Source organism: Nostoc sp. (genome assembly GCF_036918245.1).
In the GTDB taxonomy this organism is placed as follows: domain Bacteria; phylum Cyanobacteriota; class Cyanobacteriia; order Cyanobacteriales; family Nostocaceae; genus Nostoc.
In genome coordinates this window covers 1-20,741 of record NZ_JBALEF010000102.1, presented here as the reverse complement: position 1 = coordinate 20,741, position 20,741 = coordinate 1, and the positions used below count along the sequence as shown (strand labels likewise).

General features: G+C 42.3%; 25 protein-coding genes. 14 read left to right on the top strand and 11 right to left on the bottom strand.

The window, feature by feature from the left end; genetic code table 11:
• Positions 1-20 precede the first annotated feature (20 nt).
• The 7 genes from uxaC to V7L12_RS29900 all read left to right on the top strand — a co-directional run bounded on the left by uxaC (position 21) and on the right by V7L12_RS29900 (position 6,311).
• The gene (uxaC, locus tag V7L12_RS29930; protein ID WP_335089953.1) at positions 21-1,448 is read left to right on the top strand and encodes a glucuronate isomerase; all 1,428 of its coding nucleotides are present in this window, start codon (positions 21-23) and stop codon (positions 1,446-1,448) included.
• Positions 1,449-1,563: 115 nt separating this feature from the next.
• Positions 1,564-2,400: an SDR family oxidoreductase gene (locus V7L12_RS29925; RefSeq protein WP_335089952.1), complete on the top strand. Its 837-nt coding sequence runs from the start codon at positions 1,564-1,566 to the stop codon at positions 2,398-2,400.
• Complete coding sequence (locus V7L12_RS29920) at positions 2,369-3,679, top strand: lactate racemase domain-containing protein (RefSeq protein WP_335089950.1); 1,311 nt, start codon at positions 2,369-2,371, stop codon at positions 3,677-3,679. Before V7L12_RS29925 ends, V7L12_RS29920 begins: the two co-directional genes overlap by 32 nt.
• Positions 3,680-3,959: 280 nt before the next feature.
• Positions 3,960-4,640 (top strand): dTMP kinase, encoded by a 681-nt coding sequence (tmk, locus tag V7L12_RS29915; protein WP_335089949.1) that lies wholly within the window; start codon positions 3,960-3,962, stop codon positions 4,638-4,640.
• Positions 4,641-4,647: 7 nt separating this feature from the next.
• On the top strand, positions 4,648-4,773 hold the full coding sequence (locus tag V7L12_RS29910) for a hypothetical protein (protein WP_335089947.1): 126 nt from the start codon (positions 4,648-4,650) through the stop codon (positions 4,771-4,773).
• 109 nt (positions 4,774-4,882) lie between these two features.
• On the top strand, positions 4,883-5,746 hold the full coding sequence (locus tag V7L12_RS29905; RefSeq protein WP_335089945.1) for a class I SAM-dependent methyltransferase: 864 nt from the start codon (positions 4,883-4,885) through the stop codon (positions 5,744-5,746).
• A 415-nt stretch (positions 5,747-6,161) separates the two neighbouring features.
• The gene (locus tag V7L12_RS29900) at positions 6,162-6,311 is read left to right on the top strand and encodes a hypothetical protein (RefSeq protein ID WP_335089943.1); all 150 of its coding nucleotides are present in this window, start codon (positions 6,162-6,164) and stop codon (positions 6,309-6,311) included.
• Between the two features lie 271 nt (positions 6,312-6,582).
• Here V7L12_RS29900 and V7L12_RS29895 read toward each other — a convergent pair whose 3' ends face one another.
• A complete protein-coding gene (locus V7L12_RS29895; RefSeq protein ID WP_335089942.1) occupies positions 6,583-8,586 on the bottom strand; it encodes a protein phosphatase 2C domain-containing protein in 2,004 nt (667 codons plus the stop codon).
• Positions 8,587-8,821: 235 nt separating this feature from the next.
• Between V7L12_RS29895 and V7L12_RS29890 the strand changes: the two genes are divergently transcribed.
• The 3 genes from V7L12_RS29890 to V7L12_RS29880 all read left to right on the top strand — a co-directional run bounded on the left by V7L12_RS29890 (position 8,822) and on the right by V7L12_RS29880 (position 11,235).
• Positions 8,822-9,256 (top strand): NfeD family protein, encoded by a 435-nt coding sequence (locus V7L12_RS29890; RefSeq protein ID WP_334823749.1) that lies wholly within the window; start codon positions 8,822-8,824, stop codon positions 9,254-9,256.
• Positions 9,257-9,402: 146 nt separating this feature from the next.
• On the top strand, positions 9,403-10,410 hold the full coding sequence (locus V7L12_RS29885; RefSeq protein WP_335089940.1) for an SPFH domain-containing protein: 1,008 nt from the start codon (positions 9,403-9,405) through the stop codon (positions 10,408-10,410).
• A 255-nt stretch (positions 10,411-10,665) separates the two neighbouring features.
• Positions 10,666-11,235 (top strand): Uma2 family endonuclease, encoded by a 570-nt coding sequence (locus tag V7L12_RS29880; protein ID WP_335089938.1) that lies wholly within the window; start codon positions 10,666-10,668, stop codon positions 11,233-11,235.
• 103 nt (positions 11,236-11,338) lie between these two features.
• Here V7L12_RS29880 and V7L12_RS29875 read toward each other — a convergent pair whose 3' ends face one another.
• Together V7L12_RS29875 and V7L12_RS29870 are read right to left on the bottom strand one after the other, a co-directional pair.
• Positions 11,339-11,575: a type II toxin-antitoxin system Phd/YefM family antitoxin gene (locus tag V7L12_RS29875; RefSeq protein ID WP_335089936.1), complete on the bottom strand. Its 237-nt coding sequence runs from the start codon at positions 11,573-11,575 to the stop codon at positions 11,339-11,341.
• 166 nt (positions 11,576-11,741) lie between these two features.
• The gene (locus V7L12_RS29870; protein ID WP_335089934.1) at positions 11,742-12,146 is read right to left on the bottom strand and encodes a Fur family transcriptional regulator; all 405 of its coding nucleotides are present in this window, start codon (positions 12,144-12,146) and stop codon (positions 11,742-11,744) included.
• A 145-nt stretch (positions 12,147-12,291) separates the two neighbouring features.
• Here V7L12_RS29870 and purS point away from each other — a divergent pair, with 145 nt between their 5' ends.
• The 4 genes from purS to V7L12_RS29850 all read left to right on the top strand — a co-directional run bounded on the left by purS (position 12,292) and on the right by V7L12_RS29850 (position 15,200).
• A complete protein-coding gene (purS, locus tag V7L12_RS29865; RefSeq protein WP_334823761.1) occupies positions 12,292-12,570 on the top strand; it encodes a phosphoribosylformylglycinamidine synthase subunit PurS in 279 nt (92 codons plus the stop codon).
• Between the two features lie 114 nt (positions 12,571-12,684).
• On the top strand, positions 12,685-13,356 hold the full coding sequence (gene purQ / locus V7L12_RS29860; RefSeq protein ID WP_334823763.1) for a phosphoribosylformylglycinamidine synthase subunit PurQ: 672 nt from the start codon (positions 12,685-12,687) through the stop codon (positions 13,354-13,356).
• Between the two features lie 640 nt (positions 13,357-13,996).
• Entirely contained in the window at positions 13,997-14,521 is a 525-nt protein-coding gene (locus tag V7L12_RS29855) for a DUF937 domain-containing protein (protein ID WP_335089932.1), read from the top strand.
• Between the two features lie 124 nt (positions 14,522-14,645).
• Entirely contained in the window at positions 14,646-15,200 is a 555-nt protein-coding gene (locus V7L12_RS29850) for a pyridoxamine 5'-phosphate oxidase family protein (RefSeq protein ID WP_335089930.1), read from the top strand.
• Positions 15,201-15,252: 52 nt separating this feature from the next.
• Here the strand turns inward: V7L12_RS29850 and cls are convergent, their stop codons facing one another.
• The 8 genes from cls to V7L12_RS29810 all read right to left on the bottom strand — a co-directional run bounded on the left by cls (position 15,253) and on the right by V7L12_RS29810 (position 20,668).
• Positions 15,253-16,695 carry a cardiolipin synthase gene (cls, locus tag V7L12_RS29845; protein ID WP_335089928.1) on the bottom strand — a complete coding sequence of 481 codons (1,443 nt, stop codon included), beginning with the start codon at positions 16,693-16,695 and terminating at the stop codon, positions 15,253-15,255.
• A gap of 1 nt (position 16,696) precedes the next feature.
• Positions 16,697-17,542 (bottom strand): endonuclease/exonuclease/phosphatase family protein, encoded by an 846-nt coding sequence (locus V7L12_RS29840; protein ID WP_335089927.1) that lies wholly within the window; start codon positions 17,540-17,542, stop codon positions 16,697-16,699.
• Positions 17,543-17,726: 184 nt separating this feature from the next.
• Entirely contained in the window at positions 17,727-18,368 is a 642-nt protein-coding gene (locus tag V7L12_RS29835) for a transaldolase family protein (protein ID WP_335089925.1), read from the bottom strand.
• Positions 18,369-18,502: 134 nt separating this feature from the next.
• Positions 18,503-19,444: a ribokinase gene (rbsK, locus tag V7L12_RS29830; RefSeq protein ID WP_335089923.1), complete on the bottom strand. Its 942-nt coding sequence runs from the start codon at positions 19,442-19,444 to the stop codon at positions 18,503-18,505.
• A gap of 79 nt (positions 19,445-19,523) precedes the next feature.
• A complete protein-coding gene (locus tag V7L12_RS29825) occupies positions 19,524-19,679 on the bottom strand; it encodes a hypothetical protein (RefSeq protein ID WP_335089967.1) in 156 nt (51 codons plus the stop codon).
• A gap of 42 nt (positions 19,680-19,721) precedes the next feature.
• Positions 19,722-19,913 carry a type II toxin-antitoxin system VapC family toxin gene (locus tag V7L12_RS29820; RefSeq protein ID WP_335089921.1) on the bottom strand — a complete coding sequence of 64 codons (192 nt, stop codon included), beginning with the start codon at positions 19,911-19,913 and terminating at the stop codon, positions 19,722-19,724.
• Positions 19,914-19,926: 13 nt separating this feature from the next.
• A complete protein-coding gene (locus tag V7L12_RS29815; RefSeq protein ID WP_335089919.1) occupies positions 19,927-20,154 on the bottom strand; it encodes an antitoxin in 228 nt (75 codons plus the stop codon).
• Between the two features lie 37 nt (positions 20,155-20,191).
• Positions 20,192-20,668: a hypothetical protein gene (locus tag V7L12_RS29810; protein WP_335089918.1), complete on the bottom strand. Its 477-nt coding sequence runs from the start codon at positions 20,666-20,668 to the stop codon at positions 20,192-20,194.
• Positions 20,669-20,741: the final 73 nt, after the last annotated feature.

Below are 20,741 nucleotides of genomic sequence, written 5' to 3'. Positions count from 1 at the left end.
ATTTTAATCAAACAAAAATTATGTTAACTAAAAAACCGAGTTTATCTCCCGATCGCTGCTTTTCTCCAGAACCAGTTCAAAGACGACTAGCCCATCAATTTTTTGATAGCATATCTGCGTTACCTCTAGTTTGCCCACACGGACACGTAGATCCAGCTTTGTTAGCTAATCCCGCAGCCCGTTTTGGTTCACCGACGGAATTACTGATTATCCCTAACCACTACCTTTTGCGGATGCTCTATAGTCGGGGCATATCTCTGCAAGCTTTAGGCATACCAACCAATGATGGTTCACCAGGAGAAACCGACCACCGCAAAATCTGGCAATTGTTCGCCGACCATTTTTATCTATTCCAAGGTACTCCGTCTGGGTTGTGGCTGAAAGAGGAACTAACTAACGTCTTTGGCGTAGATGAACCTTTAAATTCTCACAATGCTGGACATATCTATGATTATCTGCAAGGTTTGTTAGCCTTACCGGAGTTTTCCCCTCGTGCTTTATTCAAACGCTTTAATATCGAAGTGCTTTGTACTACCGATGCCGTCAGTGATAACCTAGAGAATCAGCGATCGCTCCACGAAGCAGGTTTTACTCAAATCAGACCAACTTTTCGCCCAGATGCAGTAGTTAACCTAGATGCTCCTGGTTGGCGCGAAAATCTTACCAAGTTGGAAAGCAGTATCGGTAGAGAAATTAACACTTACGCCAATTTTGTGCAAGCTCTCGAAGAACGTCGAGCTTTCTTTAAAAAAATGGGTGCGACAGCTACCGATCAAGGTGCAGCTACACCTTATACCACACGTCTTTCTGACCAAGAAGCTGAAGCTATCTTTGCGAGAGCATTAATCGGCAAGCTGAATTCAGGTGATGTAGAAAATTTTACCGGTCATATCTTCATGGAAATGGCGCGGATGAGTGTAGAAGATGGCTTGGTGATGCAAATGCATTGTGGTGTGATGCGTAACCATAATCCGGCTTTATTTGAGAAATTTGGAGCTGATAAAGGCGCTGATATTCCCGTAAAAATAGAATGGACTGAAAATCTACGCCCGTTGTTGTCAGCTTACGGTAACGATCGCCGCTTCCATTTAATCATTTTTGGCATGGATGAAAGCACTTATAGCCGCGAGATGGCTCCGTTAGCTGGTCATTATCCCAGTGTATTGCTCGGGCCGCCTTGGTGGTTTCACGACAGCGTAAATGGTATGGAGCGTTATTTCAATCAGGTAATGGAAACTGCTGGACTTTATAATACAGCCGGGTTTAATGATGATACACGGGCTTTTGTTTCGATTCCGGCTCGTCATAATGTCTGGCGGCGGGTAGCTTGTAATTGGTTGGCTGGATTGGTCGCACGGGGATTGGTTGAGGAGGAGGAAGGGTATGATATGGCTCGTGCTTTGGCTTATGACCTCGCTAAGGTTGCTTATAAGTTTGAGGGGAGTTGAGGGGGGGGAATTTAAACGCAAAGGGGAGGCAGCGCGTTGCGGGGGTTCCCCCCGTTGTAGCGACTGCCGTCGCACGAAGGGAAGCGCAGAGGTACGCAGAGAGGGGGAATGGGTGATGTCAGAGTTGATTTTAAACAAACTTTTTAGCTTGAAGGAGCGCGTAGCGGTAGTTACGGGTGGTTCTGGTGTGCTTGGTGGGGTTATGGCAAAGGGTTTGGCTCTGGCTGGAGCGCGAGTGGTCGTTTTGGGTCGCAATGAAGTCAGGGCGGGGGCGGTGGTGGCTGAGATTACTGCTAACGGTGGAGAAAGTATCGCTGTGGTAGCAGATGTTAGCGATCGCTCCCAATTAGAAATCGCTAGGGATGTTATTATACAGCGTTGGGGTGAGATAGATATCCTGGTAAATATGGCTGGCGGTAATATTGCTGCTGCTACAATTACTCCTGATGCGACTATTTTTGATATGCCTCGCGTTGCTTTTGAGGAAGTAGTTAGCCTCAATTTAGTTGGCACTCTACTACCTTGTCAGGTTTTTGGTCAAGCAATGGTGGAAAGAAGTCAGCCTCACGGTTGCATTGTGAATATTTCTTCTATGTCTGCCATTCGAGCGATTAGCCGTGTGGTTGGCTACTCAGCCGCGAAAGCAGGGATAGATAACTTTACTCGCTGGCTAGCCGTAGAACTCGCCCAAAAGTATGGTGATGGAATGCGAGTAAATGCGATCGCACCAGGTTTTTTTATTGGCGAACAAAATCGAGATTTACTCTTAAATTCTGATGGTAGTTTGACCGAACGTGGGCAAAAAATTATTGACCATACCCCCGCCGGGCGTTTCGGAAAACCAGATGAATTACTCAGCACCTTAATCTGGTTATGTAGTTCTGGTTCTAGTTTTGTTAACGGGGTAGTTGTGCCGGTAGATGGTGGATTTAGTATCTACAGTGGAGTTTAATAATGTCATGTATTCACTGGCTGTAAATAACGGGACACTTTCAGATGAGCAAGTTTCCGGGCTAGTTCATCAAGCTTTAGCAGACCCGAAGTTGGATGGACAGCGCATCTTGGTGTTAATTCCAGATAGTACCCGCACTGCTCCCATCCCTCAAATGTTTCGATTGCTTCATCAGGAGTTGAGTCAAAGAGTAGCGGCTCTGGATTTTTTGATCGCTCTGGGTACACATAATCCCATGAGTGAAGAACAAATCAATCACTTGGTGGGAGTTACACCGGAGGAGCGAGAAACAACTTTTCAAAAAATTCGCATCTTTAACCATCTTTGGAACGATCCGAATACCTTTATTTCTTGTGGAGTAATTTCGGCAGACGAGATAGCAGAGATTAGCGGTGGAATGCTACATCAGTCAGTTGATGTGCGTATTAATAAGCTTGTAACAGAATACGATTTGATCGTGATTTGTGGGCCAGTTTTTCCTCACGAAGTTGTCGGTTTCTCTGGTGGAAATAAATATTTTTTTCCTGGTATTGGTGGTCAAGAAGTAATTAATCTCTCCCACTGGTTAGGTGCTTTAATTACTTGTTACGAAATTATTGGTACGCTGGGAATAACACCAGTCCGGCGTTTGATTAACCGAGCCGCTAACCTGATTTCTACCTCAAAACTTTGTTTGGCGATGGTCGTTGCACCGAAAACAAATCAGCTAGCTGGACTTTATATAGGTCAACCAGAGTCAGCCTGGGAAGCTGCTGCACAATTATCAGCTAAACTGCATATTAAATATGTAGATCGGTCTTTTAAACAAGTGCTTTCTGTCATGCCCCAAATGTATGATGACATTTGGACAGCAGCAAAAGGAATGTACAAGTTAGAACCAGTGGTAGCTGACGGAGGCGAGTTAATTATATATGCGCCTCACATTACCGAGTTTAGCTATACACACGGTGAAATTCTGTCCCAAGTTGGCTATCATGTGCGGGATTACTTTCTCAAACAGTGGGGTAAATTTCAAAAGTATCCTGCTGGAGTGCTAGCCCATAGTACTCACTTAAAAGGGATGGGTACTTTTGATCCGATAAAAGGAGAACAAGCGCGAATTCGCGTGACTTTAGCTACTGGCATTTCTGCTGAACGCTGTGCTGCTCATAACTTGAACTATCGTGACCCCGCGACTATTCGACCCACTGAATGGGCTAACCGAGAACATGAAGGCATCTTGCTTGTGCCCAAGGCTGGCGAGATACTATACCGTCTAAGTTATATCATGTCCGCTTGATTACTTATTAAACCCGAATCACCCCACCCCGCCAAAGCTACACTTTGTCTCCCTTCCCCGCTTGCAGGGAGGGGTTGGGGGTGGGGTGCAATCACTGTGGGAATCATAACTATTTATTTATGCGGACATCATATTACAGCAATTTTCAGGTAACTAAATCATAGACTACGATATCTACGATGGGCTACGCCTACGCAATTGCAGGTTAATTTTAGACTTCGCGCTATTCTTGATCTGATGAAACGTCAGCGAATCAGTTTATAGCAGCGAACAAAAAAGCATGGGTGGTAAATTAATTGTATTTGAAGGGGTGGAAGGCTGTGGCAAAACCAGCCAAATCCAGCTTTGTTCTGAGTGGTTGGAAAGTCTAGGTGTAACTGTGGTGGTAACTCGCGAACCAGGGGGAACAGAGTTAGGTTTACATCTTCGCCGCTTGCTACTAGAAAAGTCAGAAGATAAACCCTTCCCTGCGGGACGCTACGCGAACGGCTCCGCTCAGGGAGAGCCAGTTGCAGAAGTGACAGAACTTTTGTTGTATGCTGCTGACCGAGCGCAACACGTTGAACAAGAACTTAAACCAAATCTCGCAACTGGGAAATATATTTTATGCGATCGCTACACTGACTCTACCATTGCCTACCAAGGATATGGTCGCGGTCTGAACATGAGTTTAATCAATCAGCTTAATAATATTGCTACTGGTGGTTTAGAAAGCGATCTAACTATTTGGCTAGATGTCGATGTCGAAGTTGGACTAGCCCGCAAACTCTCAGACCAAGTAGGGCTAGACCGCATTGAACAGGAGACAATCGCTTTTCATCGGCGAGTTCAACAAGGATACGCACAAATAGCCGCCTCCCATCCCTCACGAATTGTTCGGGTAGATGGCAGCTTGAGTAAAGAAGCTGTACAAGAGGTAATTCAAGGAATTTTGCGGGTACACCTGCACTTGGCGAGATAGGCAAAAATTGAAACGGATTCGCTTTCACGCATTAGTACCGCCAGAAATTCCGATTTATGGCTACCTTTACGATGTCAAAACTGGGAAATTGATTGAAATTCCAGAAGCTACACAAGTTGGTCAGGCTAACTAGTACGATGACTAGTGTTAATCGATAGAGTTGATTTGTGGTTGTAGTGAGTTGAAGTGCGATCGCTACGCTATTAACCCTTATGCTGAAAGGGAAAATAAAAACAACAGCTATGAAATTTACACAAAATCTCATCCCCCGCCAAGGCTTACTGAAAGCCCTGACTCTAGCTTTGCTTGTATTGGCATCTGTGATACCCCCCAATGCTCTAGCTAACGAGAGCCAAAAAGCGACATTCAGCGACACAACTACACTCCAAACCATACTAACTAGCAGTCATCGCTCAGAGCAGAATCGCCTTCGAGACAAGTACCGCCACCCAGCCCAGACTCTCGAATTCTTCGGTCTGCGCCCAAATATGACGGTGGTTGAATTGTGGCCAGGAAGCGGCTGGTATACTGAGATATTAGCCCCATTTCTAGCGCCCAAGGGACAACTCATAGTTACTAACTTTACTCCTAGCACAAGTAAACCCGCTTTGGCTTTGCAAGAGAAGCTGGCAGCTAATCCAGAGGTTTTTGGTCAGGTCAAAGTAGCCCAAATCAATCCCCCAAATGAACTTACCCTAGCCCCAGACAACTCTGTGGACATGGTTGTTACTTTCCGTAATATTCACAACTGGGTAAAAGCTGGCTATGCCGAGCAGGTTTACGCGGCAGCTTACAAAGCACTCAAGCCAGGGGGTATCTTAGGGGTGGAAGAACACCGTGGTCTTGGGGGGATTTCTTTACAAGAGAGTATCAAAACGGGCTATATGTCAGAAGATGGGGTAATTGCTGCTGTGGAGAAGGCTGGCTTCAAATTGGTAGGCAAATCAGAGATTAACGCCAACCCAAAAGATACCAAGGACTATCCGGGCGGAGTTTGGACACTACCTCCAACCTTGAGCCAAGGTCAAAAGGACAGGGAACGCTTGCTCACTATTGGGGAGAGCGATCGCATGACTCTCAAGTTCGTCAAACCCAAAGCCTCCTAAGAGGAAGATGAATGAATGGGGAGACAACTGCTGCCTTTTGATAATCGCACAAATGGCAGTTCTCAAGCGATCGCGTATACTAAAATATATATGCGCTGATAGTCGCAACGCTCCTTGAATCAATTTCAGCGTTTTAACTTGCTCTGGATTATATTCTGGGTTGTTTAATAGTTTTGAATGATTAATTAAATCATAATCCGCAATTATAGCGGTTCCCATTCAGATGCAGTACAAGATTATATCGCGGGGTGTAGGGGCACGGCAGTGCCCATTGGTGTCAACTTAACGTGAAACCCGCTTGGTGAAAACGTTTTGCCCTCACCCCCAGCCCCTCTCCCATCCGTGAGAGGGGAGCTTGAGATTCAATTCCCCTTCTCCCTTGGGAGAAGGGGTTAGGGGATGAGGGCGTGAGGTGATGTGTAAAACACCTACCCAATATAGCTTTCAGCTTAAGTTGACACTAATGGGCACTGCCGTGCCCCTACGGGTGTACCTCACTGCACACCAAAATCAGGCAAAATGTTATGTAGAGTTATTTGTGGTGCGATCGCTTGCCTTATATTGACTCACTAGCGATCGCCACTTTCTTTTCCATCACTCTGAATCTACAAGTAGTTCTTGTCAAGATTGCAATGTTTCTCCCAAACATTGCAATATCCATAAGGAATGTTCTAATATTTCTCATCAACATTACAATATTCCTTATCAATGCTGCAATATTCCTCATCAACATTACAATATCCATAAGGAATGTTCTAATATTTCTCATCAAAATTACAATATTCCTTATCAATACTGGAATATTTCTGATCAACATTAGAACATTTCGGGATAACCTATTTCCCAGTCGGACACACTGACTGCACTTTTTGGGGAAGTTGCCGACACATTTGCTGTAATCCTTGAGGATTAATTTGCCACCAAGCAAATAATCCCAGACTTGTACCCCCCACAAGCAACGCCAACACTCCCCCCAGCATTACCAAACGTTTACCCCGCTTAGGTTTTGTAATTAAGGTTGGTGGAATTTCTGGGTTGAGAGGTGGTTCTTCTGAAAGATCCAAATCTAGATCCAAATCTAGATCCAAATCTAGCAAAGCTTGCGAACTTTCTGTAAAAGAAGTTGGTTCTTCTAGTTCTTCTACTTCCTCTAGTTCCTCTTGTTCTTCTTCCTGTATTTCTGCTTCTATAATCTCTTCTGGCAACGCCGGAGTCACAGGTACTAAGTATTCTGGAGAGACACGGCAATAAGTCAAAACAACCGAAGTATTATCACGTCCATTTTTTTCATTTGCCAAGTTAATCCAGTTGCGGACAGCATCTTCAACTGTCATTTGCCCTGTTAACACGGGTATTGCATAATCCTGCCAAGATTGTTCCACCCAGTTATTATCACTTAAACCATCAGAACACAGTAGCAAGATGCCATCTTCTTCCAGAATAAACCGCTGAACCTTGAGACGCAAAGATTCTGAATCTCTTGTCCCCAATGCTTGAGTTAAAGCACTCGCATCTGGTCTTAAAAGTGCTTTTCGATACAAGCTTTTAGCAAGGCGTACTTCTCGCGTTGCCACATCATCATCTACTGTCAGTAGCTGGCAATAATTGCGAGTAATCCAATAGGCACGGCTATCGCCAACATTAGCCAAGTAAAGCTCATGGGTATTATTTGATTGCCACCCAGTACTTGTCTGGACTCGTTGTGGAACTTGCAAGGCCATGACAATAGTTGTAGCCATGCGTTCTCTGCCTTGGCGTTTTTGTTCGTTATTGCGGGCACAAATTAGATTATTTACCACCCGTAAGCTTGCTTCTAATTGTTCCTGCAACAACTCAGGTGGAAAAAGTACAGTTTGTTCTGTCACCTCAGTTAGTAAAGCGCGAATTTGCAACTTTACAGACTGTACTGCCAACTGACTCGCAACCTCACCGCCTTTGTGTCCGCCAATACCATCGCAAACAATCGACAAGTGGCGCAATAAAGGTTCATCTAAATCACTCAAACTATTGGGATAGCAAGCATCTTCATTTTGCGCCATCATTGGGCCAATATCTGTAGAGCCTGCCACCTTCAAGACTAATGGCAATTCGGCGGCAACTGCTAGTAGTAAATTATTGAGTTGAATATTAATCGCCTCTAACTCAATCTCGGTTTCACACATCTGCTGAACAATGTTCTGTAACCCTTTGGTTACTGATGCCTTTGCAGAAACTACCCAAAACTGCCAACACTCCCCCAGATTTTGTAAACTCAGCTTCTGATCATCTGGTGTTTGGTAGAGTTCCAACAGTTGTATACACCAACCTTCGACTCTCAAGTTATCTGCTACTAGTAAACTGCGGCTAAGTCCCAATTCTGCTAGAGGTGTCCAAAGTTGGAGAATTTGCCACAGCCAATAAACTTGTCGTACTGCCGTGGCTTCCTGCCAAGCCTCAACAATAGTTGGATAGATATTTCCTGTCTTATCTATCGGCGCATTTTCCAATAAGAGGATATCAGTTGTATCTTCCTCAAGATTACTAGCAAACCCATAAGCCTGGGGCAGATGTAACCGCTCTTGATATAATCGTAAATAAGGAATTACTTCCGTTGGCAATTCTTCAGGTACATCTGGCGGCAGTCCCGGTTGAGTATCCAGCCAAATCTGTTGTTTAATTACCTCATACCTATCTGCTACCTTTGTGCCTGGTGGGATTTGAGCAGACAATAAGCCAGTCGCCCACAGATAGCGGTGAACCAAAGGAGTTTGGCAACTGGCACAAACGCTATCTCCCATCGGATTAATGGGGCTATTACAGCCTGGATTTATACAAAAAATTATCAGTTGAGTAGAAATCATAAAAGTATAAATTAAAAAAACAATCAACTCGTGAACTTCGATTAACTTTAGCTGGCAATGAATTGAAGGCTAGAATAAACTGGATTTGTGTACCGCTAGCTACACCTTGTTACTGAAATTAAGCAAAATTATTGGTAGAAATACCCGGTTTTGTTTTCTGTAAATAACTTACGTCTGGCTGTATCTAATCGTAGAAATGCATTTACGTCAATAATGTAGAGACTAGGATGGCGCTATGCCAAGTTTTACCTTAATCTGGCTGATGGCAGGAGCAGTTTTGTGTTTAACAGAATTGTTCTTACCATCGGCGTTTGTCGCCTTCATGATGGGAATTAGCGCTTTTGTGGTGGCGCTGCTGTCTGGAGTGGGTATGGGAAGTGTATGGTTGCAAATTGTGGTTTGGCTGTTGGTTTCCACAGCCCTAATCGTGCTTTCTCGTCGGTTTTTGCAACCAAGACAACGCAAATCAAAAATTCGGGATGCAGTTATAGCTGAAACCTTAACAGAAATTCTGCCTGGGAAAACAGGGCGGGTGCGGTATGAGGGAAATTCTTGGCAAGCAAGATGTGACGATGACAAATTTACCATACCACCCCATCAAAGAGTTTATGTGGTTAGGAGGGAAGGTACTACTTTGATTGTTATACCGGAAAATCTGTTGAATTCTTAAGTATTTGTCATTTGTCACTTGTACTGAGCGTAGTCGAAGTATTTGTCATTTGTCAAAATTCAATAGTTCTTCTTACTCTACTTCCTCTGCTCACTCATCTCCTCCACTTCGCACTCCCTTTATTAATAAAAATTAGGAGATTCACAATGGAACAGTTTTTTTTACTAGTATTTTTAGCTCTTGGTGGTTCTGCTGTCGCAGGTTCGGTGAAAGTCGTCAATCAGGGTAATCAAGCTTTGGTGGAAAGATTGGGTAGTTATAACAAAAAACTGGAACCAGGACTAAACTTTGTCGTTCCTTTCGTAGATAGAGTTGTCTACCGAGAAACTATCAAAGAAAAAGTCTTAGATATTCCTCCCCAACAATGCATCACCCGTGACAACGTTGGCATTGAGGTAGATGCAGTGTTTTATTGGCGCATTGTGGATATGGAAAAAGCCTGGTACAAGGTAGAAAATCTCCAGTCGGCAATGGTAAACATGGTGCTGACTCAAATTCGCGCCGAAATGGGACAATTGGAGTTGGATCAAACCTTTACTGCTCGTTCCCATATCAGTGAGCTTTTGTTACAGGATTTGGATGTTGCTACCGATCCTTGGGGTGTGAAAGTGACACGGGTAGAACTGCGAGATATTATTCCCTCTCAAGCAGTGCGTGAATCGATGGAATTGCAAATGTCGGCAGAACGACGCAAACGGGCAGCAATTTTAACTTCAGAAGGCGATCGCGAAGCTGCTGTCAATAGCGCCAGAGGTAAAGCTGAGGCGCAAATCTTGGATGCGGAAGCTCGTCAAAAATCGGTGATTTTGCAAGCGGAAGCTGAACAAAAGGCGATCGTTCTGAAAGCTCAAGCCGAACGTCAGCAGCAGGTTTTGAAAGCCCAGGCGATCGCAGAGTCATCAGAAATTATTGCCCAAAAGCTCCATAATAACCCCAATGCCAATAAAGCAGTGGAAGTTCTATTTGCCTTGGGTTATCTCGATATGGGCGCAACAATTGGTAAAAGCGATAGCAGCAAGGTGATTTTTATAGATCCGCGTTCCATTCCTGCTGCTTTAGAGGGCATACGTTCTGTCGTTTCAGATGGTCAGGTTAACTCTAACGAATTGTTTTCTAAACAAATCCCAGGATTAGAAAATAATCGCCCTAGTTAGGAGTAGAGGTAGAGAGTGGAGACAAGAAGACAAATTTCTTCCTTGTCTCTTTCCAGTAACAAATGACAAATGATAATTAACCCAGAACAGGTCATCAACGTTATTATTGCGATCGCCTAATATTTCATTTGACCTATTTGATAAAATTACAATAGCTAGTGAAAGGAATGTGATGTCTAAGACGGGCTACGCCTACGCACTAATTGTTACATTCTTCTAAAGATAAAATAATCAATTTTTGATAAGTTGTAAATTATGACGTTATCTATTCAGCCAACCACAGGACTAAGTTTAGAAAAGTTTTTACAACTAGCAGAGACAAAACCAGCAAGCGAGTATTTTAACGGAAAAATATACCAAAAGCCTATGCCACAAGGAGAGCACAGTACTTTACAAAGCAGTTTAATCACAGCTATTAATGAGATTGCTAAACCGCAAAAAATTGCTTATGCCTTTCCTGAATTACGCTGTACATTTGAAGGTCGTTCAATAATACCGGATATTGCTGTGTTTGAATGGCAAAGAATTCCCCTTGATGCTAAAGGTAGAATTACGAATAAATTTGAGATTCCCCCAGACTGGATAATCGAAATTCTCTCACCAGAACAATCACCCAACCGAGTTATCAGCAAAATTACATTTTCTATCCAAAATGGAGCAAAGCTAGGTTGGTTGCTCGATTCTGCTGATGAGTCCATCATGATTTTTGAACCAAATAAATTACCAGAATTAAAAGAACAGCAAGATATCTTACCCGTTTTGAGTGTTTTGGAAAATTGGCAATTAACAGTTGCAGATGTATTTAGTTGGTTGAGTTTTATTTGAATAAAGCAACCTTAAGCTGATTGATTTAGTAGTAATTGTTCAACTGCATCGCTTAAAGCTTCTGTCCAATACAAAGGAGCGATAACGCTTGTATCTAAATAAATCAACGACGTTCCTCTGTACGTACATTTATGACAGTTGTACTCAATGATTCACCCCTAATCGCAAGAGAATCACGAAATTGTTTCATACTTGCTAATCGTTCTTCTTTTTGTAGCGGAGGAACTAAACGAGCGACAGCTTTATCTTGCTCTAGCAAAATTACTTCTTCTCCCCTAGCTACTCGTTCTAAAAGAGATTTTAAATTCATAGCTGCTTCTTCAACGTTAATTCTCAACACTCTATAACTCCTGTAGTTAAGCTTGACCAGCAAAGAAAATTTTCTGCTCACACCATTTCTTTATGGAAATTTACATCATTAGCCCGTCTAAGAAGGCTTGTTTTTGGTAGCCACGGGCTTTAGTTTGTAGGAGAATAAAGTGCAACACCATATAAAATTGATATGACTATTGACTAATCTTAGTACTTTGATTTACTTGGCATTGATTGCACAACCCAAAAAACTCTAGGGTGTGGTAAAAAACTTTAAACTTATGGCTTGATTCTAACTGGTCTTCTAAGTCATGAACTGGGCATTGATTAATCGTAATTGAGACACCACATTGCAAGCAAGTAAGGTGGTGTTTATCTTGTTGTGCTAGGCTATAGAGGGCTTCGCCGTTAGCCAAATTTCGCACTTGTACTATGCCTTCTAGTTTTAAGGTTTCTAGAGAACGGTAAACTGTTGCTAAACCCATGCTCTGATTTGTATTACGTAGTTCTACGTAAATATCTTGGGCGGAAATGCCTTTTATGATAGTTTTCAGTAGGTTGAAAATACGCTCTTGACTGCGGGTGCGTATGGCTCTCATAGATAATTATTTAAGTATGCCACTGTAGTTTGAAGCTGTTAGATTAAGTTAATCGATCAATTAACTTTAACCGCTTCGTAATCTTATTTTCACTCAATTGGAACAGAAAGTTATAGTATAGCGATCGCAGCATTCAGCAAAAGCCGTGCAAACCAAGTATCTAGCCAAAATTTTCGTGACCCTTCGTCCTTCAGTTTTAGACCCCGCTGGTGTGGCTGTACAATCCGGTCTTAAGCAACTGGGATACGATAACGTTGACCAGGTGCGGATTGGCAAGTACATTGAACTCACCATCACCTCAACTGAAGAGAAGAAAGCTCGTAAAGACCTTGATAACATTTGTGACCAAATGCTATCAAATCCTGTAATTGAAAATTACCGCTTTGAATTAATTGAGGTCGAAACTCAAACTGGGGTATTTTAGGGATTGGGTATAGGGCATGGGGCATTGGGCATTAATTATTTATTCTTTCTCCGCCCTGCCTCCTCTGCCTTCTCTGCTCCTCTACCTCCCCACTCCCCACTCTCCTAACTAATCATGAAATTCGGTGTTGTTGTTTTTCCCGGTTCTAATTGCGATCGCGATGTTGCTTATGTAACCAGAGATTTACTGGGGCAACCAACGCGCATGGTTTGGCATCAAGAAACAGATATTGCTGATTTGGATGTTGTGATTATACCTGGTGGCTTTAGTTACGGGGATTATCTGCGCTGTGGTGCGATCGCACGTTTTTCACCCGTGATGCAACAGGTTGTGGAACACGCCCAAAAGGGTAAGTTTGTCCTCGGTATTTGCAACGGCTTTCAGGTATTAACTGAAGCTGGACTTTTACCAGGGGTGTTAACCAGAAATCGGGATTTACATTTTATTTGCGATCGCGTCCCCTTGAAAGTTGAGCGTACTAATCTATGGACGCAAGCTTATACAACTGGTGAAGTTATCACTTTGCCCATTGCCCACGGAGAGGGGAGATTCTACGCTGATGCAGCTACTCTCGCAGAAATTGAAGATAACGGGCAAGTCTTGTTTCGTTATGAAGGCGAAAATCCCAACGGTTCACTGAACAATATTGCCGGGATTTGCGATCGTCGGGGTAATGTGTTGGGAATGATGCCGCACCCAGAAAGGGCGTCAGACGCAATGCTAGGGGGTAGTGATGGCTTGAGATTGTTTCAAGGCTTACTAGAGAAAGTAGCGGCATTAGCGTAGAGCAAATATCAGGTAAATAAGTTGAGCGTTTTGCGATCGCTGTCTGAAAGATAGATGAACATTCTTCTACAGACAGCGATTTATTTTTTTAGTCGGAACTTTGAAGTATTTTTCACAACCAAATCACGACGCATTAGTACGAGTTTGGGGCTAGCGATGCCTGCGGTGGTCACTAAGCTTTGTCGTACCACTTCCCTACGGTGACGCTACGCGAACGTGGAAGCAAGCTAGCAAGAGCGTCTGTCTGCGACACGCTGCGCGAACGTAGAGAAGTGTGGGCTACGCCTATGCATCTAAGATTGTGGTAGAAAAACATTAAGGTAAAATTATTTGCCAATATGAGTTAAGCCAATCTGAGTTACAGCAGTTTTCATGTATTTGAACCACATCTGTTGTAATAGGGGCGCAAGGCCTTGCACCCCTACCGCGTGGTCTATTTACCTGAAAATAGCTGTAAACAGAGGAACAGAATTTGTAATTGCTCGATTTTTCATCCTTGAGCTAGTAGCTGTTAGAATTTTATTCGTTAATTATTAGCTCACGTGTTCTAATCTTTTAGTAGACTTACAAAAGTCCGTGTACACAAAAAACTTCAAGCCAGTTTTGGCAAGTTTTTGAGAACAAACAGAGAAACAAACTTATGGGACTTTTCGATCAAATTCTTGGTGCCGTCGCTAATCCCAATCAACAGGGCAGCTTAGGTCAAATAGGAAGCATTGTCAATAGTGTACAACAGTTGAGCGATCGCACAGGCGCAGATCCTTCTACCATCCAATCAGTTTTGTCAATTGTGGGTGGTCAAGTGCGTTCTGCTTTACAAGATAAACAAGCCACAGATGGTAATGAAGCCACACAAGATTTAGTCAGTCAATATGCTGGTACTTCTCCCAACCCTCAAGCCGTCAATTCGTTGTTTTCTCCTCAGATACAACAACAAGTAGCTGAAGTTGCTGCCCAGCGCACTGGCTTGGATGCTGGTATCGTTCAACAATTGCTGCCTTTAGCAGTACCTTTGGTGCTAAAGTTTTTGCAATCAGGTGCCAATGCTCAAAATCCCCAAGCTGGCGGAAATCCTGTCCTAAATTCCTTCTTGGATGCTGATGGTGATGGTGATGTCGATATCGCTGATGCCATCCAAATGGCTAGTCGATACATGAGACAGTAACAGTTTTCCCCAACTCCCCACTCCCTGCCGATAAAGCAGACATCGGTAATTATACCTTGCTAGATTTTTAGCTAAGACATAGGCTGAGAACATGATAAATTTGCAAATATAAATCAGACAGTCTATGTCTAAATTGTTTGAATGTATTACTAAGGAACTGCAAGACTTTATTGCTGCCCAACACCTTTTCTTTGTTGGCTCTGCACCTTTGAGTCCTACAGGTCATCTTAACCTGTCTCCTAAAGGTCAGGACTGCTTTCGTATCCTGTCTCCCAACCGAGTAGGTTATCTAGACCTCACAGGTAGTGCTAACGAAACATCAGCCCATTTGCAAGAAAATGGGCGGATAACTTTCATGTTTTGTGCCTTTGAAGAACCCCCGTGTATCTTGCGTCTTTACGGTCAAGGAACCACGATTTTACCAAGTTCTCCAGAGTGGGACTCGTTGTATTCTCTGTTTTTGCCGATACCTGGAACTCGTCAAATTATCGTCGCTGACATTGAAAAAATCCAGACTTCCTGTGGTTTTAGCGTACCACTCTATGAATATCAAGGTCAGCGCCAGACTTTAGTAAACTGGGCTAGTAAAAAAGGCGAAGAGGGAGTTCGAGAATTTCAACAGCAGAGAAATCTTATCAGCATTGACGGTTTAGCGACACCACTGAGTAAATTACCCTAACTTTACCTGATGGATTCTTCTATATGTTAGATGTAGGGGCAATTATTAGTGATTAAAGTAAAGGAGTCAGCAATCGAGAGACTCTCACAGCTAACTTGAACCAAAAAGGTTTTTTATCGTACTCATTAAGATCGACAGCAACACAGACAGCTAAATCATCTTCTAACATCTTTTTCACACTTTGGACAAACCCAGGCTCGGTAACAAAACCCATAACTTCAAAATTTAGGGAAAAAGAGCGATTATCTAAATTAACAGTTCCTACCCCTGCTATATTCTCATCAACGACTATAACTTTCTGGTGCATAAACCCATTTTTGTAACGATACAACTTGATACCGATTTTTTCCATTTCGGTGTAGTAAGAGAAGGAACATAAATAAACAAATAAATGATCGGGTCGATTTGGTAAGAGAATTCGCACATCGACACCTCGCATTGCTGCCAGTTTTAAGGCTGACAATGTTGCCTCGTCCGGCACAAAGTATGGACTAGCAATCCAGAGGTGAGTTTGAGCTTGATTAATTAGTTCGACGAAAAAAAGCTTACAAGCTGGCAGATGATCTGCGGGGCCTGTAGGAAGTATGAATACAGTTTGATTAGTTTCTCGATTAATTTTTACCTGCCAGTTAACTTCGAGAAGTTTTCGCTCTGCCCAATACCAATCTCGCACAAAAGAGTTTTGTAGGCTTTGTACACTTGGGCCTTCAAGCATGATATGGGTGTCGCGCCAGGGACTCAAGCGAGGATTTTTTCCTAAATATTCGTCACCAATATTTAGTCCACCGACAAATGCGATTTCTCCATCCACCACCAGAATTTTCCGATGATTGCGAAAATTAAATTGGAACCGATTACCCTGACCTTTAGTGGTGTTAAATGCACTCACTGCAATTCCATGCTGTTGTAGAGATTGGATATAAGGGCGAGATAGTTTCTTTGAACCAATTTCATCGTAGAGAAAATAGATGCTTATTCCTTGCTTGGCTTTAGCAATCAACGCTTCTTTAAACTCATTACCTGATTGGTCAGCGTTAACAGTATAGAATTGAAACAAAATATAATTTGTCGCCGATGCAATCTTTTTCAGCATCGCTTCATAGGTTTGCTGGCCATTAATCAGTAATTCGGCAGCATTGCCTGATGTGAAAGAAATTTCTGTAAAAGCCTCAGCTAATGGTTGCAATTCAGCTAAATTATCTGGTGGCGCAACCTGAAATTTAATCAGTTCGTTATAAGTCGGATGAATAAGCTTATAGTGTTGTGTATAGACTGAGCGCAGTGTTTCAGCATATCCATGAAATTTAGTTCTTCCTAAAATCCAATACAACGGAATCGCTAGCCAGGGAAAGGTAATTAGAGAAATGCTCCAGGCAATTGCCCCTTGGGAAGAACGCACATTCATCACTGCATGGGCTGCATGTATAACTCCCACGAAATGAACAACAACTGTAGCTGTGCTAAAAATAGCTAGAACACCAGCATCTACAACCATCTTAATTTTTTTGAGTATTGGTATAAGTAAATTCTGCCAGCAATGGCTTATGATCGGATGAACAAATTTGGTCTAGCACTTTAGCACTGGCTTTCTTCACACTGATATCTCGATAAAAGATATGATCTAAAGGTGGTGATAACAGGAAGCGTTTAATTTTCTCCTTCTCATCAGGTGCGAAAATTACAGGCGTTAATCCTAATTGAGTTGTTACTTGATTGAGAATAACTGCTCTTTTTCGACTCCAAGTATTGAAATCTCCTGAAAATATTAGTGGTCCCTGATGTATAGATAACGCTAGCTCTAATTCATTGAGTTGGATTTTAAATTTATTTAAATCTACAAAATTGATCAGATGAGTATTGATTGTCAGGAGAGTTGTGCTTTGTTCAGATAGTAAATACTCAGTTATTAAAGAAATTTTAGGAGTTTTAACAATCGGTTCATAATGTTTAGTAGTTATTACTTTTTTTGTAATTGGACTGATTGTTGATGCTGTAAAGATCCCTGAATAAGTTTGATGATGAATATCTACAAAATTAGGAGCAAAACTCCAATTCATTTTCAACCATTTTGCCCATTCTTTTACTTCTAACTTTAAAGAAAATTCTTGTAAAAATATAAGGTTGGGTTGATAAGTTGCAATTATTTTTGAAAAATCTTCTAACCAAGCGTTATTATAGTTTTGTTTAGCAATATTCCAACTGAGAACTTTAATTGATTTACTATTAATTTCTGTTTGAATTGAATTATTTTTATCAATTGTGAGTTCTTGTAAACGAAAAAATCTATAACCCGGAACAAATTTCGTAACGAGAGTGTTTACGTGTTCTTGAATATTAGGCATTACTAATATTAAAATGGATTTATTCTAGGTTAACCCGATTAAACAGTCGTTAGAGAAGAATAGCACGTTTGTAAAGCTATAAGCTATGCTCCATAAGCACTACAGCTTGAACTGAGCGAGTCTGCGTACTCTTACAGAGAAGCAAGCTACGCTTTTAGCGTCTCGTAGAGAGCGTGATTACGAATTACGAATTATTTAAACCAATGCCTCCTTTAGCGAATTCTTCAACAGTTTTTTGTGAGAATTCATGAGTTGCGATCGCCTGCAACATTGCCAGTGGTAAAGTTAAATGATCCGCCCCGGCTTGCAACGATGCGGCTGCTTCTTCAGGAGATTTGATACTAGCTGCCAAGATTTCCGTATCACTACCTTTAAGTACGCTAGCCATATCCCGCACTAAGGCAATTCCATCACCTAACAATCGGGTAGCTCGATTTACATAAGCTATGGCAATTTTAGCTCCTGCTTCCCGTGCTACTGCTGCCTGTGCTGCACTATAAATCGCTGTCACTGAACAGGTAATCTCTGGTGATAGACTCGCCACCACTTCAAACCCTAACGGTGTTGCAGGAATCTTCAAAATTGTTTGTGAACCAATAATCTCGAAAGCTTTTCTACCTTCAGCTAGCATCCCAGCTTTATCGGATGCCATAAGTTGATAGTATAACGGGCCATTTGTCAAGGCAACCAACTTTTTGAGCGTGGTTTCTGGTGGGGTATCGCTTTGAGATAACAACGTGGGATTTGTTGTAATACCTTTTACCCATCCCCAAAGCTTAACAACTTCAGCTTCCGATGCGATCGCTGAGTCTAGATATAGTGCCATACTTAATTCCTCACTTTTACTATCTGCATTTCTCCTGCTACACACCCTACATCGTTCAGAAGTTCCGCACTGATATTTCTGCCGATCCCGATCAGATAAGTATTTTACCTGTTTATCTATGCTTTTTTAAATACCTACCCTTGAAAACCACCATTCATTCCCCTTTCCTTAAGAAATGCATCAAATGTAAACCTATCCGGTAGCGAAGTTTGTGCGCCTAGTTTTGTCGCTGTCAAAGCACCTGCTGCTGCACCCCAAAGAACTGCTTGATGTAAGGAAAGTCCTTCAAAAAGCGCCGCCGCTAAACCACCATTGAAAGCATCGCCTGCGGCTACTGTGTCAACTGCATGAACTGAAAACGCGGGTACAAAAAACTTTTCTTCAGCAGTGGCACAAAAAACACCCTTAGCACCTAGTTTGACGATCGCACATTTCACACCCCGTTGCAATAAAACCGCAGCGGCTTTGGCTGCTTGTTCCTCTCCATTCACAGGAAAACCAACCAACTGCGCTGCTTCAACTTCATTCGGTGTAATAATGTCTACCAATGAATAGAGTTCATCTGGTAAATTAGATTGTGCAGGTGCGGGGTCAAAAATTACTTTTATATTTGCACCTTTTGCGGCTTTAGCAGCAGCAACCACGGCAGTAATAGGAATTTCTAGTTGTAAAAGTAGTGCTGTAGCTTCTGATAAAAAGTGGGATAATCGCTCTATATCTTCTTGATTGACGCGCCCATTTGCACCAGGAATGACGACGATTTGATTTTCACCAGTCTGACTCACGGTGATAATAGCGACTCCAGAACTAACAGTTTTATCCACAAAAATGTTATCAGTCTGCACACCAGATGCTTGCAAATTGTTAATAAGTTCCGAACCAAAATCGTCTGCGCCTACACGCCCCACTATCTGGGTAGGAATGCCCAATTTTGCTAATGCTACGGCTTGATTGGCTCCTTTCCCTCCCGAAACTTTAAAAAAATCTTCTCCTAGCAACGTTTCTCCTGCAACTGGCAACCGGGGTGTTGTTGCTACCAAGTCTATATTGATGCTGCCGAAGACGATAATACTCATGATGCTGATCTTAAAGTTATTTTGATTGATATTACAGGATGCCAGTAACGCAATATCATCACATCTCGCATACTGACAACTACTCAACCCAGTTTTCTAATAGGAGCGTGGGAATACGAGAAAACTCTCGCACATTATTGGTGACTAGGGTAACTCTTAAACTCAGCGCATGAGAAGCAATGAGCATATCCATTGCACCAATAATAAGTCCTCTACTTTCGAGATCACTTCTGATGCTGCCGTAAATCGTTGCAGATGCTTCATTGAATTCGACAATTTATAGAGGTAGCAGAAATTGCATCAGGGCGATGCGGTTTTTCTCTTGCTGTTGGCTTTTAGCAACTCCATATTCGAGTTCGGCAACGGTGATGGAGGAGATACCGACATCAGAAATGCTAAGAGTTTGGAATTTATCCAGTACTTTTTGGGGTTTTTGCTTGATGAGGTAAATGCAGATTGTTGGTATCAAGCAGGTATCGCATTTAGAAGTTCTCTCTGGTGTTGAGGAGTGCCTGATCTCTGGTAGTCATGAAATCATCAGAGAAATTGTCTAGACTGTCGATCAGGGATTGCCAGGGGTTATCTTTGGCAATGAGAACAATGGCGTTACCAATTTTTTTGATATAAACTTCAGTACCAGTAAGTTGAAAGTCTTCGGGCAAAATGACGATTTGGTGAGTACCATCAGTGGTGAGTTTGGCAGTGTTCATGATATTTTTTTCCTTAAAGTAGCTAGTATTTTATAACCTAGTCGTGCATGAAGTCCTGCTTTTTTTCTCTTTCAATTTCTTCCCATAACCCCTGAATAAGTTGTTCTACATATTGCTTATGTCCCAGAAAAGCTACACTATTGAAAAGTGGAAGCAGCGACTCTAAATACTCAACGCGCTTCTGATATACGGGAACCCAACTTCCTACACAAATCCAAGAGCTAGGTTCTAGTCTAAGTTTTTCAAAGTCATCGTATTTTTTGTTATGCTTTATAAAAAGGGCAACAAATAAACGTTTTCTTTTATATGAAAAGTCTGTAACTATATCAAATATAAACTGGGTAAACGGAATGTCATCACATCGAAATTCTAGTAATTTCATCAGTAGATGATCTTGCCGCTTGCCCAAAGTTTCATTATCTTTTCCATCTGCACTGACAATGAAAAATTCATTGAGGCTAATATATCCACAGTTAAGATGCTCTTGATTCCGTTTATAGAACCCATTTGACATCTAAGAAGGTGCTGCAAGCCTCTTAATCATTAGCCTGATGAAGCAGAGATTGAGTTTGGCAGTGGCACTAACC